This window comes from Streptomyces sp. NBC_01255 (assembly GCF_036226445.1).
In the GTDB taxonomy this organism is placed as follows: domain Bacteria; phylum Actinomycetota; class Actinomycetes; order Streptomycetales; family Streptomycetaceae; genus Streptomyces.
Map to the genome: position 1 here is coordinate 294,420 of NZ_CP108474.1, position 14,836 is coordinate 309,255.

Annotated in this window: 14 protein-coding genes; 6 read left to right on the forward strand and 8 right to left on the reverse strand. The window is 73.7% G+C overall.

What is annotated here, in order from left to right; all coding sequences use genetic code 11:
- Positions 1 to 19 precede the first annotated feature (19 nt).
- Together OG357_RS01280 and OG357_RS01285 are read right to left on the reverse strand one after the other, a co-directional pair.
- Positions 20 to 1,174, reverse strand: a complete 1,155-nt coding sequence (locus OG357_RS01280) for a DUF6397 family protein (protein WP_329619310.1) — start codon at positions 1,172 to 1,174, stop codon at positions 20 to 22.
- Positions 1,175 to 1,288: 114 nt separating this feature from the next.
- Positions 1,289 to 1,702 carry a roadblock/LC7 domain-containing protein gene (locus OG357_RS01285; protein ID WP_317592372.1) on the reverse strand — a complete coding sequence of 138 codons (414 nt, stop codon included), beginning with the start codon at positions 1,700 to 1,702 and terminating at the stop codon, positions 1,289 to 1,291.
- Between the two features lie 218 nt (positions 1,703 to 1,920).
- On the opposite strand from OG357_RS01285, the gene OG357_RS01290 reads away from it, so the two are divergent.
- The gene (locus tag OG357_RS01290) at positions 1,921 to 2,346 is read left to right on the forward strand and encodes a PPOX class F420-dependent oxidoreductase (protein WP_329619311.1); all 426 of its coding nucleotides are present in this window, start codon (positions 1,921 to 1,923) and stop codon (positions 2,344 to 2,346) included.
- A gap of 25 nt (positions 2,347 to 2,371) precedes the next feature.
- Here OG357_RS01290 and OG357_RS01295 read toward each other — a convergent pair whose 3' ends face one another.
- The 5 genes from OG357_RS01295 to OG357_RS01315 form a co-directional block, all read right to left on the reverse strand.
- A complete protein-coding gene (locus tag OG357_RS01295; RefSeq protein WP_329619312.1) occupies positions 2,372 to 3,007 on the reverse strand; it encodes a GTP-binding protein in 636 nt (211 codons plus the stop codon).
- Positions 2,988 to 3,404 (reverse strand): DUF742 domain-containing protein, encoded by a 417-nt coding sequence (locus OG357_RS01300; protein WP_329619313.1) that lies wholly within the window; start codon positions 3,402 to 3,404, stop codon positions 2,988 to 2,990. The genes OG357_RS01295 and OG357_RS01300 overlap by 20 nt, the downstream gene beginning before the upstream one ends.
- A gap of 14 nt (positions 3,405 to 3,418) precedes the next feature.
- Positions 3,419 to 3,853 carry a roadblock/LC7 domain-containing protein gene (locus OG357_RS01305; protein ID WP_329619314.1) on the reverse strand — a complete coding sequence of 145 codons (435 nt, stop codon included), beginning with the start codon at positions 3,851 to 3,853 and terminating at the stop codon, positions 3,419 to 3,421.
- Positions 3,850 to 7,014, reverse strand: a complete 3,165-nt coding sequence (locus tag OG357_RS01310; protein ID WP_329619315.1) for a sensor histidine kinase — start codon at positions 7,012 to 7,014, stop codon at positions 3,850 to 3,852. Before OG357_RS01310 ends, OG357_RS01305 begins: the two co-directional genes overlap by 4 nt.
- A gap of 91 nt (positions 7,015 to 7,105) precedes the next feature.
- Positions 7,106 to 7,933 carry an MHYT domain-containing protein gene (locus OG357_RS01315; protein WP_329619316.1) on the reverse strand — a complete coding sequence of 276 codons (828 nt, stop codon included), beginning with the start codon at positions 7,931 to 7,933 and terminating at the stop codon, positions 7,106 to 7,108.
- A gap of 151 nt (positions 7,934 to 8,084) precedes the next feature.
- Here OG357_RS01315 and OG357_RS01320 point away from each other — a divergent pair, with 151 nt between their 5' ends.
- From OG357_RS01320 to OG357_RS01340, 5 genes are all read left to right on the forward strand, one after another.
- Positions 8,085 to 8,747 (forward strand): class I SAM-dependent methyltransferase, encoded by a 663-nt coding sequence (locus tag OG357_RS01320; protein ID WP_329619317.1) that lies wholly within the window; start codon positions 8,085 to 8,087, stop codon positions 8,745 to 8,747.
- A 245-nt stretch (positions 8,748 to 8,992) separates the two neighbouring features.
- A complete protein-coding gene (locus tag OG357_RS01325; RefSeq protein ID WP_329619318.1) occupies positions 8,993 to 11,236 on the forward strand; it encodes an InlB B-repeat-containing protein in 2,244 nt (747 codons plus the stop codon).
- 121 nt (positions 11,237 to 11,357) lie between these two features.
- On the forward strand, positions 11,358 to 11,666 hold the full coding sequence (locus OG357_RS01330) for a hypothetical protein (protein ID WP_329619319.1): 309 nt from the start codon (positions 11,358 to 11,360) through the stop codon (positions 11,664 to 11,666).
- A gap of 98 nt (positions 11,667 to 11,764) precedes the next feature.
- Positions 11,765 to 12,637, forward strand: coding sequence for a hypothetical protein (locus OG357_RS01335; RefSeq protein ID WP_329619320.1), 873 nt, complete (start codon positions 11,765 to 11,767; stop codon positions 12,635 to 12,637).
- Positions 12,638 to 12,807: 170 nt separating this feature from the next.
- On the forward strand, positions 12,808 to 14,190 hold the full coding sequence (locus tag OG357_RS01340) for a tannase/feruloyl esterase family alpha/beta hydrolase (protein WP_329619321.1): 1,383 nt from the start codon (positions 12,808 to 12,810) through the stop codon (positions 14,188 to 14,190).
- A gap of 20 nt (positions 14,191 to 14,210) precedes the next feature.
- Here the strand turns inward: OG357_RS01340 and OG357_RS01345 are convergent, their stop codons facing one another.
- Positions 14,211 to 14,756, reverse strand: a complete 546-nt coding sequence (locus OG357_RS01345) for an MOSC domain-containing protein (RefSeq protein WP_329619322.1) — start codon at positions 14,754 to 14,756, stop codon at positions 14,211 to 14,213.
- Between the last annotated feature and the right edge of the window lie 80 nt (positions 14,757 to 14,836).

Sequence of the window (14,836 nt, forward strand, 5' to 3'; positions counted from 1 at the left end):
GCGCCGGTCCGGTTCCCCGTCAGGGCCAGGCCACCGGCCGCTTGCCTCTCCGGCGCCGCGTGGCACCCTCCGCCGTCCTGCGGAGGAGCCGGTCGAGCAGCCGGGTACGGCGGGACCCGGCCCGCGATGTCAGCTCCGGCTCGGGCGCCGGAGACACCATGGGGAGCCGTACAGCTGACGCCTCCGCGCCCTGCGACGTCGGCGCTTCCAGGGCCCGCGCGACCACGACCGCCGAAGTCGCCAGCGGGGTCGGAGCCGGGCGCGGGCCCGAAGCCGGGCGCGGGCCCGAGCCGGTCACCGGCTCCGACGCCGCTGCCCACTCCGGCGTGGGCAGCGGCTCCGAGCCCGTCCGTGGTTCCAAGCCCGCCCTCGGCTGCGGCTTGGGCCGCGGCGCGCGGGCCGGGGTCTCGCCCGGGTGCGGGGCGGGGCGGTCCGCGCGTGCTTCCTCCAGAGCCAGGGTCAGGCTCATCCGGTGCCAGAGGACCTCGTCCGGCTCGTCCGCCAGCGCGAGCCGTTCGGCCACCTCGCGTGCCGCCGGCGACACAGAGTGGCCGGGCTGTGGTGGCGGGCTCAACCGGTCGAGGTGAGCGCGCTCGTACGGATCGCCGACGACCTCGGCCAGATGGACGGGGTGGAGCATCGAGGCGATGGCGGCCGCGCGGGCCCATGGATCGTCCGTGGCCCGGAGCAGCAGGGCGAGCCGGCGCGCCCGCCAGTTCCTCGGCCTCGCGTCCTCGTGCGCGTCAAGCCGCTCGCGAACGTCCTGGGGCAGCCACCCGGTGAGCAGGGCCGGGTGGGAGAGGGCGAATTCGGTCACCTCCGCCGCGAGGTACATCCACACCACCGCCCGGTAGCGGTTCAGATAGAACCGCACCGGGCTGAGGTGCCCTGTCCTGGCCAGCCGGGTGAACCGGTCCTGCGGCACGGAAAGCAGCGCCGCGGCCTCCCGGGTGCCCACCGCCCGCACCCTTTCGCGCAGGCCGTCGGGGAAGTCCGGCGCGGCCCTGAGACGGTCGATCTCCGCGCGCTCAATCCGCCGCCGCTCGCCGTCGCCCACCGGAACGGTCCTCACCAGGCCCAGCTGCGTCGCGAGCTTGAACTCGCCGCGCCTCAGCTCCAGTTCCTCCGCTGCCTGCCCCGGTGTCACCGTGCCCGCGCCTTCGTCCACCGTCATCACGTGGCCCTCCCCCGTACGTCCGTGGTCTCTCGTACTCCTACAAGAGAAAACGTAACGCAGAGTGACGACACTCGTGCGGCCTGTGGACAACGCCCTGTGGACAAACCGCCGTCAGTACGTGGTGTCACCCGGACGGCCCGGCTGGCGTGCCGCCACGCCGAGGTGCTCGCCGACCCGGTTGACGAGCAGCGTCATCTCGTACGCGACCTGGCCGACGTCGGCCTCGGCCGCGCTGAGGACACAGAGGCAGCTGCCCTCGCCCGCCGCCGTCACGAAGAGCAGCGCCTCGTCGAACTCCACCATGGTCTGCCGGGCCCGGCCGGCCCGGAAGTGCCGGCCGGAGCCCCGGGCCAGGCTGTGCAGGCCCGAGGAGACGGCGGCCAGGTGCTCGGCGTCCTCCCGCGCGAGACCACTGCTCGCGCCCGTCACCAGACCGTCGTTCGACAGCACCAGCGCGTGCCGTATGAACCCGACCCGTTGGGTCAGATCGTCGAGAAGCCAGTCCAGTCCTTTGTCCAGCGCCATGCGTGGTCCTCCCCCTTGGTGTTGCGTCCCCGTCGACCCGCAAGTCATCCGGCGTCGCGTGTCGTGGCAAGCCTTACGCACTGTCGTGGACAGGGCAAGCACCGGACCGTGCCCGCGCGTGCCGCCCGACGTCGGAAGCCGTCTGACGCCCGAAGCCGCCGGAAGCCGCCGGAAGCCGCCGGGCGCACGATGTCCGACGCGCGAGGCAGGATGGAGGCATGACGAGGATGACCGAGGATCAGTGGCGGGCCTTCGTGTCCGCGGGGACCCGTACCGGCAAACTGGCGACCGTTCGGGACGACGGCAGTCCGCACGTCGTGCCCGTCTGGTTCCTGCTCGACGGCGACGACTTCGTGTTCAACACGGGCAAGGACACCGTGAAGGGCCGGAACCTCTCCCGGGACCCGCGGGTGTCTCTGTGCGTCGACGACGACACTCCGCCGTTCGCCTTCGTCTCCCTGAGCGGTCGCGCCGAACTCGGCGAGGACCCTGCCGAGTTGCGCCATTGGGCCGCCCGCATCGGCGCCCGCTACATGGGCGATGACCGGGCGGCGGAGTTCGGGGAGCGGAACGGGGTCCCGGGCGAACTCCTCGTCCGGGTACGGATCGACAAGGTGATCGCCCGGGGCGGCGTCTCCGACTGAGGGGGTGTGGCGCGGCGGCACGCCCTCAGCCGACGCTGTCGAGGAGTCGGGCGGTGTGCATCCGCCCGGCGTATTCGACGAGGCGGATGAGCACCTCCTTCCCCGAGTCGCGGTCGCGCGCGTCGCACAGCACCACGGGTGTGCCGCGGTCCAGGTCGAGCGCGCGGGAGACCTCGCGCGCGCCGTACGTCCGGGCGCCCGTGAAGCAGTTGACGGCGACGACGAAGGGGATCTTGCGGTGCTCGAAGTAGTCGACGGCCGGGAAGCAGTCCTCGAGCCGCCGGGTGTCGGCGAGCACGACGGCCCCCAGGGCGCCCTGCGACAGTTCGTCCCACAGAAACCAGAAGCGGTCCTGACCGGGGGTGCCGAAGAGGTAGAGGGAGAGCCCGGAACGGATCGTGATGCGGCCGAAGTCCATGGCGACGGTCGTGGTGGTCTTCTGGGCGACTCCCCCGGTGTCGTCGACGAGTTCACCGGCGCGGCTGAGCTGTTCCTCGGTCCGCAGGGGCCGGATCTCGCTGACGGCGCCGACCAGGGTGGTCTTGCCCACGCCGAATCCTCCGGCGACCAGGATCTTCAGGGCGAGGGCGGTGGTGTCCACGCCGTCGCCCGCGCCGGATCCGCTATCCGTACCGGTGCTCTCAGAGCGCTCGTAGGCCATCGATGACTTCCCTCAGGATTCTTTCGTCGGGGAGCTGTGCGGGAGGTACGGGCCTGCTGACGCGGACGAAGCCCGATTCGAGCAGGTCGCCGAGGAGGACGCGGACGACCCCGACGGGCAGGTCGGCGTCGGCGGCGAGCTCGGCCACCGACTGTGTCTCGGCCCGGCACAGGGCGAGCAGGGAGCGGTGTTCGGGGCCCAGGAGGCCCTCCTCTGCCGCTCCCGGCGGGTCGTCGTCGACGACGACGAGGGCGATGAGGTCGAACCGGACGTTGCTGGGCCCCGGTCGTGTCCGACCGCCGGTCATCGCGTACGGACGTACGAGCGGCCCGGCGTCGGCGTCGTACCACTGACTGCCCGGTACGGACGAGCCGCCGCCGGTGCTGTCCTCGTTCATGGGGGGTCTCCGGGTCAGCCGGCGGCCGGCGGGGTCACCGTGAGCCGCGGCGGGGTGTGGAGGTGCTCGCCGACGCGTTTGACGAGGCGGGCCATCTCGTAGGCGATGAGGCCGATGTCGGCGCTGACCGAGCTGAGGACCGCGAGGCAGGAGCCGTCACCCGCCGCGGCGACGAAGAGGAATCCGTCGTCCATCTCGACCATCGTCTGGCGGACGCCTCCGGTGTGGAACTGCCGTCCCGCACCCTTGGCGAGGCTGTGGAAGCCGGAGGCGATGGCGGCGAGGTGCTCGGCGTCCTCCCGGCTGAGTCCGCTGGAGGAGCCCACGGCGAGTCCGTCGTTGGAGAGAACCACGGTGTGGCGGACCTCGCGGACCCGCATGACGAGGTCGTCGAGGAGCCAGTCGAGTTCACCGGACCGGTGAGCGGAGATCCTCTCGTGGTCGATCATGCGTCGTCTCCTTCGAAGCGGGGGGTCATGGGGTCGGTGAGGTCGTGGTGCGACTCGTGGTGCGGCTCGTGGGGGGACTCGCCGCCGAAGCCGGTCCCGAGCGGTCGCCTGCTGCCCGGGGCGGGGCCGCCGCCCCGCTGCCAGCCGTCCCGGTAGGCCGCCATCCGGTCCCGGACCTGTTCAGGGGTACGCGCGTCCGCACCGGGAGCCCCGGGTGCGGAGACCGGGGCCGGAGAGGGCGCCTCACGCAGCTGCGGGACGAGGCTCGCCTGCCGTACGCGGCGCGGCAGGTCGCCCTCGGGATCGCCGTGGTCGCCGCCGCCGAGGTCGCCTTGATCTCCTTGCGGGCCGTACGCGACGGGACCGATCGGAGTCGTGGCCGGCCGTGCCGGCGCCGGCACCCAGGGGGGCGGTGGAGCCGCCGGTGCCGACGAAGACGTCGGTGCGGTCTGGGTCGGTCCGGCCGGGGTCGGGGCCGGGGTGGCCGGGGTCGGGGTGGCCTGAGTCGGTGCGGTCTGAGTCGGTGCGGTCTGAGTCGGTACGGAGGGGCCGCGCTGCCGCAGCGCGGTGACACCGGCGGGCGGAGGCCCCTCCTCCGGTCGCGCCGCCAGGGCGGGAACCGCCGTCGGGCGTGACAGGGGCTGCGGACGGGACTGCGGGCGGGGCCGGTCCGCCTGCTGGGGCCGGTTCAGGGGCTGCGGGCCGGCCGGTGGCTGCGGGGCGCCTCCCCGGGAGGCCGCGGCGGGGCCGAGCGGGAGGGTCGGCGTCGGCGTACGAGGGCCCTGCGGGCGGCCGAAGCGGCGGGCCTCCGCGCGCTGCGCCTCCTCGTGTTCCCGCGCGGCGCGTGAGGCGTCCGCGACGGAGCCTCCCGCGCGCGGATCCCGCCCACGCGGATCCCGCCCACGCGGGTCGCCCGGACGCGCGTCGCGACTGTCTGCCGGGTCGGCCGGAGTCCGCTGGGGCCCGGGGTTCCCGGCCGCGGAAGCGGCCGCCGCCCCCTCGGGGCCCGGCCTGGTGGTCGCCGGGGTGCCGCGCCCGGGCGGCAGCGCGCCCTGGAGGACGTCGGTCGGGAGGAGCACGACGGCCGTCGTCCCGCCGTACGGGGAGGTCCGCAGATGGACCTTGATGTCGTGGCGGGAGGAGAGCCGGCTGACGACGAAGAGGCCGAGCCGGTCGCTGTCGAAGAGGTCGAGGGCCTCGGACTGGGCGATGCGGGCATTGGCCTCGGCGAGGGTCTCCTTGCCCATGCCGAGCCCGCGGTCCTCGATCTCCAGGGCGTAGCCGTTGCCGACGGGTTCGCCGCTGACCCGCACCTTGGTGTGGGGCGGGGAGAACTGGGCGGCGTTCTCGATGAGTTCGGCGAGGAGGTGGGTCAGGTCGGCGACGGCGCCGCCGACGACGGCCGTCTCGGGCAGCCGGCGCACCTCCACGCGCGCGTAGTCCTCGATTTCGGAGACGGCGGCGCGGACGACGTTGGTGAGGGGGACTGGCATGCGCCAGGCGCGGCCGGGGGCGGCGCCGGAGAGGATGATCAGGCTCTCGGCGTGGCGGCGCATGCGGGTGGTGAGGTGGTCGAGGCGGAAGAGGTCGCCGAGCTCGTTGGGGTCGTCGGCGCGCCGCTCCATGCTGTCCAGGAGGTTGAGCTGGCGGTGGACGAGGACCTGGCTGCGGCGGGCGAGGTTGACGAAGACCCCGGAGATGCCGCTGGCGAGTTCGGCGCGCTCGACGGCGGCGGAGAGGGCCGCGCGGTGCACGGTGGTGAGGGCCTCGCCGACCTGGCCGATCTCGTCCTGGGAGACGGGCCCGGGCGGTGCCTCGGCCCGTACGTCGATCTCTTCTCCGGCGCGCAGTCGCCGCATGGCGGCGGGGAGTTTGCGGCGCGCGATCCCGAGGGCGGTGTTGCGGAGGCTGACGAGCTCGACGACGAGGCCCCGGCCGATGCGGACGGAGATGACGAGGGAGGCGGCGACGGCGGCGAGGCCCAGCAGGACCGCCGCGCCGCCCATGCTGAGGACGCCGCCCGCGAAGGGGTCGGCGCGGTCGGCCGCCGCAGTGCGCGCTTCGGCCTCGATCCCGGCGAGTCCGCCCCGTACGGCGGTCAGGGTGTCGTCCCAGTCCGCGGAGGGGACCGCCTGGGCGGCGGGACGTCCGGACTCCGCGCTCAGGACGCTGTCCTCGGCCTTGACGAGGCGGGTGTGGTCGCGGCCCGCCGCGAGCCGGGCCCACTCCGCGCGGGTGGCGGCGGGCAGGTCGGCGGTGGCCGAGGCGGTGAGGGTACGCCGGGTCTCGACGGCTCCGGCGAACGCGCGGAGCCGCTCCGGGGTGAGGCGCCCGGTGAGGTGGGCGGAGCCGAGGAGGGCGTCCTCGCGGGACAGCATCTCGCCCGCGCGGCCGAATTCGAGGAGCACGCGCGCCTCGGACCCCTGCCGGGTGTCCTGGATGCCGGTGAGGGCGCCGCCGACGGCGAAGCCCGAGGAGACGGCGGCGGTGTACTCCCCGTACACCTGGTCCCAGTCGGCGCGGCCGTCGAGGGCGGCGGTGCGGAGCCGGGCGAGACCCTCGACGGTGCCGACGAAGGCGCTCACCCGCGCGGGGACCTCTCCGGGCAGGTCCCCGGTGTCACCGACGGTGTGCTCGCCGTCGAGGCGGAGGCGGTCCAGGGCCGCGTCCGTGCGGCGGATCCGGTCCTTGAGTTCGGCCGCCCGGGCGGTGCCGGGCGCCGCGACCTGCCGTACGGCGGCGCGCCGTTCGGACTGGAGCGCGTCGATCGCGGCCGTCACGGGTTCGCGGATCTCGGCGTCGACGCGCTGGAGCTGGCGGAGGCGCGCGATGTCCTGCGCGGTGGTGACGGTGGCGAAACCCCACAGGGCGAGGAGAGAGACGACCGGGACCATCAGGAGCGAGACGATCTTGGCGCGGACGGTTCGGGGCCGCAGTCCGTGTCGCGTGGGGCCGCCCTGGGTAGGGCTGTCCGAGGCGTGCACGGCCGAAGGGCCCGGCGCGGGCGGGCCGGCCGTGCGACCGGCGGTGGGGAAGGCCTCAGGGCTGTGGTGCGGCCCCGGCTCCTCGGCGGGTGGCCCTGCGTGTGCGCGTCGCCCGCGCGCGGCCGCCGGCGGCGGAGCCGTCGCCTCGGCGTCCTTGATCTTGCGGGGAGTTCGCATGGGCTCCTCGTTCCGGCTGCGTCTGTCTCTGGTGCGGTGGGTATGCGTGAGCGGTGTGCAATGCGGGGGAGGTACGGGGGTTGGGCTCAGATCAGGAGTGGCGGGCGGGTTCGGCGGCGCGGAAGCCCGGAGGCGCGACGTCCACCGACCGCTCGTCCGGTTCGGTGAGCCGCTCGGCCGAGGCGTACGCGGCCCGCTCCCCCGCCGTCGGGGAGAGGGCGACGAAGGCGGAGGTGATGAAGAGATACGAGCCGAGTCCGACGGCGAGGGGGAAGATGAACTGCATGACCGTGGCGCCGGGAAGAGCGGCGGCGGAGGGGACGACCTCGACCCGCACCGCGAGCATTCCGGTGTAGTGCATGCTGCTGACGGCCGCGCCCATGACGAGCGAGGCGACGGCCACCGCCGCGGGTGCGTGGATGTGGAGCGCCGCCCAGAGCGCCGCGGTGGCGGCCACGACCGCGATCACGACCGACAGGGCGACGAGCAAGGGGTCGTACCGGACCTGGCCGTGCAGCCGGAGCGCGGCCATGCCCATGTAGTGCATGCTCGCCACTCCGATGCCCGTGGTCAGTCCGCCGATCAGGAGCGAACGGACCCGGTCGCGGCCGTAACCCACGGCGAACATGCCGACGCCGACGACGGCCATGGCGATGAGCAGGCTGAGGATGGTGAGGGGAACGTTGTAGCGGATGTCGGTTCCGGTCACTCCGAAGCCGAGCATCGCGACGAAGTGCATCGTCCAGATGCCGGTGCCGATCGCGGAAGCGGCGGTGAGCAGCCAGTTCCGCCGCGATCGGCCTGTCGCGTCGAGTGCCCGTACGGTGCAGCGCAGCCCGAGGGCGGCGCCGATGCAGGCCATCGCGTACGACAGCGCGGGTGTCAGCCAGCCGAAGGTGGCGTGGTCCAGGTGTCCCATGGCTCAGGGACGCTAGTGCGCACCGGGGGGCGCACCCGGGGCGCATTTCGAAAGCTGATGGAATATGACAGAGAGATGCTCCCGAACGATCACGCCGAGTTCGAACGTGCACACAGAACGTTCACACCTCCGAGTGGTGGATCATGAGCGCATGAGCGATGACCCCACACACGTCCGAGAGTTCTTCGGCAGTCGCGCCGCCGACTGGGACAGCAGGTTCCCCGACGACGGACCCGCGTACGCCGCTGCCGTGAGCGAGCTCGGTCTGCACCCGGGTGACGCGGTGCTGGACGCCGGCTGCGGGACCGGCCGCGCCCTGCCGCCGCTCCGCGCGGCCGTCGGCCCGACCGGCACCGTACTCGGCGCCGACCTGACCCCCGAGATGCTGGCCGAGGCGGTACGGGCGGGGCGCGGGGCGCCGGGTCAGGGTGCCGCAGGTGTCGGCGCCGGTGGCGTCGGTGCCGGTGCCGGTGCCGTCGGCGCCGGAACGCTCCTGCTCGCCGATGTCGGCCGGCTGCCGGTGCGCGACGGCGCGCTCGACGCCGTCTTCGGGGCCGGGCTCATCTCCCATCTCGCCGACCCCGTTGCCGACCTGCGGGAACTCGCCCGGGCCGTCCGTCCTGGCGGCCGACTCGCGCTGTTCCACCCGATCGGCCGCGCCGCCCTCGCGGCCCGCCACGGTCGGCAGATCACGCCGGACGACCTGCGCGCCGAGCCGCGACTCCGTCCCGTGCTCGCCGAGGCCGGCTGGCGGCTCGTCAGTTACGTGGACGAGGACGCGCGCTACTTGGCTCTGGCCGTCCGCGAAGGCTGAACCACCGGGTCCCGGCCACCGCGCGTGTCGGCCAGGTCCGCCTCCCCGGACCGACAGGCCGGGACACGCCGGGACCCGCCGCCATGCGGAGGACAGACGGCGCGGACACTCCATCGCCCAGGGTGATTCTGATGACGATCGGGTGATCATGCCGCCGGCGCAAGGAACTCTTCCCCCAGTTTCTGCAGGTCAACCAGGTGCACGACGTACAGAGGAACGAGTGCCCCGGGAAACAGGAGGAAGAGATGGCCCGCTACAGATGGACGGGCGGTGTGGCCCTCGGCGCGATGGTGCTGGGGGCCACCACCATGACCGGCTTCGCCCCGGCGCGGGACGGTGGTCGGGCGGGCGCGTCCGGGACAGCCTCGCACGAACGGAACGTGCGGGAGGCCGTGGCGGCGGGGGCCCTGAGCCCGGACACCGGCGAACGGATCACCGCGCGCACCCGCCCGCCGGCGGACACGGGCGCGGACACGGACACGGGCGGGGGCGGGGGCGCGGGCGACACGGACACTCACACGGGCGTGGGCGCGGGCGTGCGCGCGGCGGCGGGGGACGCGGCCGAGGACTTCGGGGCCCGGCACGTCAGGGGCCGGGTCGCCCGGGTCATGCCCGCCGCGCTCGCTCCCGCGTGCGGCAGCGGCTACGGCCAGGAAGTAACGTTTCCGCTCTTCGGCGACGTGACGGTCCAGGCCGTCGAGGAGGCCCGGTCCACGATCGGTTCGACCCTCGTCTGGCACGGGACCGTCGCCGGAACCGTCGACCAGAACGTCGTCGTGACGCTGGACGGCGGCTGCGACAAGACGCCCGGCAACGAGATCCTGAGTGCCCAGTTCCTGCTCGGCGGTGACCTCTACGCCATCGAGCCGCTGGGTCCCGGCCGGGTGACGGTCGCTCAGCTCACGCCCCTCACCGACGAGGACGAGCAGCCCACCGGCGCCCCACCGACCGCCGCGATCGCCGCGGAGGCCGCCACCGGACGGAAGCCCACGGTCGGCCCGCGAGCCGAGGCCGAGGACGACACCCGGGCCGCGGCCGCTGCCTGCAAGGGCGGCAAGGGGTACGCCCTCATCGACACGCTCGTCGGTTACACGCCCGGCGCCCGCACCGAGGCGGGCGGCGACGCCCAGATCAAGGCCCTCGCGGCCAAGGGCATCGCCCTCGCCAACGACGCCTTCTCCGCGAGCGGCACCAAGGTCCGACTGCGCCTGGTCGGCACCACCCCGGTGACGGTGGCGGCCTCCATGGACGGTGTCACCAACAAGCTGCTCGGCACACTCGCGCTCCCCGCCGACGGCGTCGCCGACAACGTCCCGCAACTGCGCGACCAGTACGGCGCCGACCTCGTCTCGGTCATCGCCGCCGGGCGCGCCGCGGGCGGACTCGGCTACACCCCGCCCGACCCCGGCCCGTCCACGGCCGCCTGGGGCTACAGCGTCGTCGGGCGCGGCGCCATCGGCAACTACTCGATGGGCCACGAGATCGGCCACAACCTCAGCGCCGACCACGACCGCGTCACCCAGCCCGTGCAGCCCGAGAACGGCGCCACCGGCTACTTCCCCGCCAAGGGCGACTGGTCGTCCCTGATGGCGTACGAGTCCAGCTGCCGCAAGGCGACCAAGGGCACCTGCACCCGGATCAACCATTTCACCAACCCTAAGCAGAAGTACCGCGGCGAGCCGATCGGCATCCCGCTCGGCAAGCCGGACCAGGCGGACTCCTCCGACGTGCTGAGCAAGACGGGCGTGGCCGTCGCCGCCTACCGAACGGCCAAGACCTCCGACGCCATGTGCGCGGTCACCTCCTCGGTCTCGCCCGCCGGCGCCGGCACCGTCGCACCCGCGCTCCCGGGCCCGTACCCGCAGGGCACCTCCACGGTCCACTCGGCGGTCGCCGCCAAGGGGTACGTGTTCAGCGGCTGGAAGCTCGACGGCAAGGCCGCCAAGGGCGGGTCGACCGGCTTCCGCGTGCCGGCCGGCGACCACACCCTGGTGGCTCTCTTCAAGAAGGGCACCACCCCGACGTCGACCGTCACCACGAAGACCAGCGGCAGCGGCACCGTAAAGAAGGCCCCCGCCAAGCGCGCCGAGCAGGAGGGCGCCGACCTCCTCTACGAGGCCGTGCCCGCCGCCGGCTGGGACTTCGCGGGCTGGCGGCTCGACGGGTCGAGCGCGGGTGACGACGGCACCGTCGCCATCGACGTCGGCACCGAGGACATGGAACTCACCGCGGTCTTCGAGCAGCGGCGGCACGCCCTGAAGGTGAAGTGCGAGGGCGGCAGCGGCACCGTCTCGCTCTCGCAGGACGGCCCGTACTCGGACGGCGACACCGTCCTGGCCACGGCCGTGCCCGACCCCGGGTACGTGTTCGTGGACTGGCTGCTCGACGGCGAGCCGTACGGCGGCGACGAGGAGAGGTCCCTCGGCGAGACGGCGGTCGGCTTCGACGAGGAGGGGCACACCCTGACGGCGGTGTTCGCCCGCGCGTAGGCGATCCCGAGCGGCACTGAGCGATCCTGAGCGGAACGTTCCCAACGCGCCCTTCTGTCCCGGCACTTCGCTGTCTACGGTGGAGGTTCCGGGCAGTCGTGCCCGGGAAAGGCGGCGGGCAATGGCACGGGTTCCGGAACGACTGCGCAGGCTCCTCCCCACCGCCCGGCGGGCGTCCGAGGCCACCGCGCCCGCGCCACCGCGCGCACGCCAGGGGCACAACCTGTTCGAGGCGGCGGCGGAGTACGTGGCCGCGTGTGCCGAGGACGACCCGGCCCGGGCGGAGGAGGCGGCGAGCCGGGTCTCCCCCGGTGCGCTGTCCTTCGGTGTCAACGAGCTGGCCTGCCGGGCGCTCATCGCCCTCGCCCGGGAGCGCGACGAGTCGCCGACCACCGTGGCCCGCTCGCTGCTGGGCCTCCGGGACGGCTGAGGGCGTCTCCCGGCGACGGGGATCTCTCGTCCGAACACCCTCGACGCGCGGGTTACTCACTGGTTAAGGTGCGCCGACGACGAGATGGGGAGGCTGCCGTGGCCGGGACGGACCCGATCGCCGAGGCGCGCGCCGCCGGCGACGCCGAAGCCGACGCCGACGCCGACGCGCTGTTTGTGCTGACCGCGGCACTGCTGACCCCGGCGCGCTTCCCGAGCGTGCTCGGTGACGACTATCCGGCGGCCTGCGCCGCGCTGGGGCTCCAGCCCTACGCGGACGGGTACGGGCTCGTGTTCGGCCAGGACGGACTCGGCGCCCGGTGGACGGTCGTCGTCGACGACGTGTCGCTCGTCGCGGTGGCCATCTCGTCGTGGGACTGCGGCATGGCCTACGACCTCTCCCCCGACGAGAACTCCGTGGTGGCCGGGCTGCCGGGCTGGCCGCTCGCGGTGGCCACCGCCGCGCCCGGTGTGCCCGCGCCGCACGACCCGGAGCCGGAGGAGGGCGATCCGGCCCCGCTGGTCCCGCCGTCCGGCGACGTGTGGGGACCGGCCCAGCGCCGGCTCGGCGCGGACGAGGTGGCGCTCCAGTGGGCGGCCTGGCGTGCCCAGGTGAGCGACGGCGCCACCCAGGGCGACAGCGGGGTGTCGGGGCCGGAGCCGGAGCCGGGGGAGGGCGTCACATCCTCCGTACCCGGCCCCTACGACGGTGTACGGAAGGCCCTGAGCGAGCTCCGCGGATATCTGGAGGAGGCACCTCCGGTGGGCCGGGTGCGGTCCCTGCCGGCGGCGGAGGAGGGTGCTCGCGTCCTGCGCGCGGACGGCCCCGGCTGGTCGTTCGTGGCCCGGACCGACGACATGGCCTTCGTGCTCCTCGACGCGCTGCCACGCGAGGTGTTCCCGGTGGCCAGGGGTCCACGGCTGCCCGCGCTCCTGGACGCGCTCGACGCGATGGCCGTCCGCACGTCCTGAACACGCCAGCCCCACGACACGCCTGCCTGACGACACTCCTCTCCCACGAAGCACGCCTCCCACATGGGACTACGGCCACAGGTGTGGTCCCGGACCATGGTCCGGCGGTGGTGGTGCGCCGCACGATATGGCGCCGCACCCCCTTCCCGTCGTCCCCACGGAGGCTCACCATGCGCCTGTTCCCAGGCGTTCCCCTGCTCACCGCGCTACTGACCGGGGTCACCGTCCTCGCCCCCGCGAGCCCCGCCGGAGCCGGAGCGGAGACCCCTGTCTCCGCACACTGCGCGCGTCAGGACCGGCTCCACGTGCCCGGCGCCGAGCACCAGGAGTCGGCCTGCCTGGCGGACCTCACGACCGCGGGGCTCGCCGGAACGCCGTACACCGACCTGGCCGACCAGGCCGGTCTCGCGGCGAAGGCGACCCGTAACCCCTCAGGGGTGCCGGGCGTCCAGATCGACGGCTACTTCCCCGACACCTCACGGCTCAACGCCACCCACGGCTGGGCCCACGACGCGCAGTTCGTGATCCGGCTGCCCGACGACTGGAACGGCGGGCTCGTCGTCACCGGCGCGCCCGGCACCCGCCGCCAGTACTCCACGGACGCGCTCATCTCCGACCGGGTCCTCGCCCAGGGCTTCGCGTACGCCGCCACCGACAAGGGCAACACCGGACCGGACTTCTTCACCGACGGGCGGGCACCGGGCGACGCGGTCGCCGAGTGGAATCGCCGGGTCACCGAGCTGACACGGGCCGCCAAGAAGGCCGTACGGCAGCGCTACGGCAGCGCCCCCGAGCGTACGTACATGACCGGCATCTCCAACGCCGGGTACCTGACGCGCTGGCAGCTGGAGAACCGGCCCGAGCTGTACGACGGCGGGGTCGACTGGGAGGGCGTGCTGTGGACCGCGGACGGCCCCAACCTCCTGACGAGCCTGCCGGTGACGGTCGCCCGCTCCCTCGGCCGGGCCTCCGACGAGGACCTGCTCGACGCGGGTTTCGCACCTGGGTCCCGCTTCCTCTGGCCGTACCACGAGAAGGCGTACTGGGGGCTCACGCAGAAGATCTTCCGGGCGGAGTTCGACCCCTCGTACGACCCGGCCTGCCCGGGTGGCACGGCGGGGCGGACGGTGGAGGAGATCTTCGCGGCCTGCGCGTCGGACGCCTCGTACGACTACGCGTCCCGGCCCGCGTCCGTCCACCGCGCGGTCGCGAAGGTCGCGCTCACCGGGCGCATCGGCAAGCCCCTCATCACGCTCCACGGCGATCTGGACACGCTGTTGCCCATCGCCACCGACTCGGACGTGTACACAGGGATGGTCGACGCACGGGGGCGGGGCCGGCTGCACCGGTACTACACGGTGCAGGACGGGACACACACGGACGGCCTGTACGACACGTATCCGGACCGGCTGCGGCCGATCCTGCCCTGCTACCGCTCCGCGTTCGACGCGCTGACGCGCTGGGTCGAGGAGGGCACGCCGCCGCCCGCGGACCGTACGATCGCGCGGCCGGCGGGCGGTGACGTGGTCGACTCCTGCCCTCTGGAGGAGTGACGGAGAGCTGACCGGCGGGGTCAGACCTTCTGGAGGGGGCGGTGCGGCCCTTCGGGCAGCTCGGCCCGGATCGTGTCGCCGGGCCGCACCTCCCCGCCGGTGAGCACGATGCCCATGATCCCCGCCTTGCGGACGACCTCGCCGTTCTCGTCGCGGCCGAGGACCTGCTTGAGCAGGCCGTGCCGGAAGCTGTCGATCTGCGCACAGGGGTTGCGCAGCCCGGTGACCTCGACGACGGCCTCGGCGCCCAGGTGGAGGAGCGTGCCGGTGGGCAGGCCGAGGAGGTCGATTCCGTGGGTCGTGACGTTCTCACCGAGGTCGCCGGGGCCGACCTCGAAGCCGGCGCCCGCCACGTCCTCGAAGAGCTCGGCGTGGATGAGGTGGACCTGACGCAGGTTCGGCTGAGTGGGGTCCTGGCGGACACGTGACCTGTGCTTGACCGTCACTCCCGCGTGGACGTCGCCCTCCACGCCGAGGCCCGCGAGGAGGGTGATGCCGTCCCGGTTGGGCTTGGTGAACGTGTACGTGCCGTTGCTGCTGACCGTCTGGACGGTGCCGCTGCTCATCCTGAGGAGCTCCCCTTCTCCGCTGCTGCTCGGTCGTCGCGGGCGGTGCGTTCATCTCACCCGAAGCCCGAACCGATGAT